The 1,952-nt window shown below is 32.6% G+C and carries 3 protein-coding genes; all 3 read right to left on the bottom strand.

Annotated features, from left to right (window positions below; all coding sequences use genetic code 11):
• Positions 1-44: 44 nt before the first annotated feature.
• The 3 genes from KLA_RS17080 to KLA_RS17070 all read right to left on the bottom strand — a co-directional run bounded on the left by KLA_RS17080 (position 45) and on the right by KLA_RS17070 (position 1,890).
• The gene (locus KLA_RS17080; protein WP_034647346.1) at positions 45-500 is read right to left on the bottom strand and encodes a DUF2750 domain-containing protein; all 456 of its coding nucleotides are present in this window, start codon (positions 498-500) and stop codon (positions 45-47) included.
• A gap of 218 nt (positions 501-718) precedes the next feature.
• A complete protein-coding gene (locus tag KLA_RS17075; RefSeq protein WP_034647344.1) occupies positions 719-1,258 on the bottom strand; it encodes a hypothetical protein in 540 nt (179 codons plus the stop codon).
• A gap of 92 nt (positions 1,259-1,350) precedes the next feature.
• Positions 1,351-1,890, bottom strand: coding sequence for a dihydrofolate reductase family protein (locus KLA_RS17070; RefSeq protein WP_034647342.1), 540 nt, complete (start codon positions 1,888-1,890; stop codon positions 1,351-1,353).
• Positions 1,891-1,952 lie beyond the last annotated feature (62 nt).

The raw sequence follows: 1,952 nt of genomic DNA, 5'->3' as shown, positions 1-1,952 counted from the left end.
TCCGCCGTAATTGCGGTTATACATTGTTACCTGCTGGCTTTTTTTCATTCGATTACTTCTTTAACTTGATTTTCCAAGTCATTTATTCCGTTATACTTTCTAAAATTCAATTCCTTTCTGATTGATTTTAATTCAGTAGATAGGTCTATTATTAATTCCAAAGGCTCTGCTTCAAATCCGAACATATTTTTGTCAAATTGAGTTCCAATTAAAAGTCCGTCATTTTCCATTCCAACACACCAGTTTTCCATAAATTCAGATAATGGAATTTCAATTGGGTCATAGTTTTTCCATCCGTCTTTTATACAAGACTTTGCCCTTGCCTTTTCAGCCCAAAAGCAAATCATTCTAACAGGTTCTCCATTTTCGTCATCATAATGAACTGAACTTGATGTTGCAAATCCATCTTTGTTTTTCAATCCGTAAACAATTTCAGTCTCACATACTGTTTTTATAAACTTCTTATGTCGATTTTTAACTGTTATATGATTTTGGAACATAGTTTTTAGCTTGCAGGTAACGTTTGGGCTATGGCAAGTAGGGCAGGTGATAAGCACTTACTTTCGGTCTTGCACTTAGCCAAATCTTTTGCATTTTGTTTTTTCTTATTTTTCTAAAAGCCAAATCAAAAGATTTGGCGGTCTTCGCAAATACACACAGACCTTTGGATTAAGCACTTTCCGCCCTATTTGCTATAGCCGTTGTTGTAGTGCGTTTTTTATTTATTATTCTTTCCAAACGCAATTTCAAAAGAAGAGTAACCTTTAGCTTTCAATTTCATTTTTTCTAAAAGGGCTTTATTCTCGTTCTTATCTTTATTGTTAGGAATATGATTATAGATTTTAATTAAGTCATTATAATCCCATTCTTTTCTTTTGTTAATGATATGAGTGCTTTCAGGAAGAAACATTTTCAGATAATATTCAACATTTCCTCTTCCAAAGCCCTGCGATTTAATTCTTATCGAAGTATTTTCAATCTTATTCGACTCACTCCAAACTTTATTAATCTCTGTTCCTTCTATTAAAATATTTCCATTATTTATTTCAATCCGATTAATAGAATTTCGGACAATAAAATGAGTAATAATTGCCCAAATAATAGCGTAGCCAAGTATTAAAAAGAGAATAAAATTCCAGTCGGTCAATTTATAACTAATCAATGAAATAATTGTGATGACAATAAGTGGTGGAAAAAATTCGGTTTTGAACCTTCCAAAATAGTTTTTGTTTTTTACTGTTTTATATTCCATTTCCATTTTTTCTCAAATGCACTACAACGGTTAGTATATGAAGCGTAGCCTGCCGATAGGCGGCTATGATTTCATATACATTGTTAGCATTTCGTATTTTACCTTTTTCGTTTATAGTGGATTTGTGATATTTGATTAAGAAATGTTTTTGTTCCAACTAGTTCAAATTTCAGTTCAATTGGTAACTCTCCGAATAGTGAAGAACCGCCACCTAATAAAATCGGAATAGTCGTAAGGACCATTTCATCAATCAAGTCTTCTTTTAAAAAATTCCTGATTGTTGTACCGCCATCAATGTATAATCTTCCATATCCTTTTCCGTGAATTTGCTTTAAAATTTCTGTTAGAGATCCATTTACTAAAAAGGCTTTGTCTTTATGAGATTCAGGTATTTCTTTCAGTTTGTTACTCAGCACGAAAACAGGTTTTTTATATGGCCAAGGAACGTCAAATCCGATTACAGTTTCGAATGTTGTTCGTCCCATAATGAGAGCGTCAATTCTATTAGTGAATTCCACATATCCCATATCGTCATTGTTTGGATTCGGAATGGAATGTAACCAATCAATTCCACCATTTCCATCAGCTATATAGCCGTCTAAACTTGTTGCAATAAATACGCTGTTTTTCTTATCCATTTGTTTTTTCGTGTTCTTTGTCTATATGAATGCTAACGTGTTTGTGTATGATTTCGTTGCGT

It is taken from the genome of Cellulophaga geojensis KL-A, assembly GCF_000568425.1.
In the GTDB taxonomy this organism is placed as follows: domain Bacteria; phylum Bacteroidota; class Bacteroidia; order Flavobacteriales; family Flavobacteriaceae; genus Cellulophaga; species Cellulophaga lytica.
This window is presented reverse-complemented; position numbering and strand designations above follow the sequence as displayed.

Excerpts from the sequence above, each read along its gene's own strand:
- KLA_RS17080 (WP_034647346.1), bottom strand. The coding sequence starts at position 500 with ATGTTCCAAAATCATATAACAGTTAAAAATCGACATAAGAAGTTTATA.
- KLA_RS17075 (WP_034647344.1), bottom strand. The coding sequence starts at position 1,258 with ATGGAAATGGAATATAAAACAGTAAAAAACAAAAACTATTTTGGAAGG.
- KLA_RS17070 (WP_034647342.1), bottom strand. The coding sequence starts at position 1,890 with ATGGATAAGAAAAACAGCGTATTTATTGCAACAAGTTTAGACGGCTAT.